Genomic DNA, 229 nt, shown 5'->3' with positions numbered 1-229 from the left:
TTTGGGATCCATGACCACCTTTTTTCCAGCATTTTATATTATGTCCTGCTACCTCAATGTAGCCAGGATCATGAAATTCGTCCTCATCTAGATCGACTATCCCTTCTTCTAATGCAGCAGCAAGTGTAATAATTTTAAATGTGGAACCAGGCTCATACTGACTCCATACCGGTTTATTTTGATTGTATATTTCAGGTGGTACATCTCTGAAACTTTCTGGATCATAATC

The 229-nt window shown here is 38.4% G+C and carries 1 protein-coding gene; it reads right to left on the bottom strand.

Annotated features, from left to right (window positions below; all coding sequences use genetic code 11):
• Positions 1-229 (bottom strand): penicillin-binding transpeptidase domain-containing protein (locus AOA62_RS06390; protein ID WP_218244077.1); only part of this gene is annotated, 229 nt, incomplete at both ends.

This window comes from Pseudomonas sp. 2995-3 (genome assembly GCF_002742565.1).
Taxonomy (GTDB): domain Bacteria; phylum Pseudomonadota; class Gammaproteobacteria; order Pseudomonadales; family Pseudomonadaceae; genus Aquipseudomonas; species Aquipseudomonas edaphica.
Note: the sequence above shows the minus strand (reverse complement) of the source record. Positions and strands in the feature narration are given on the sequence as shown.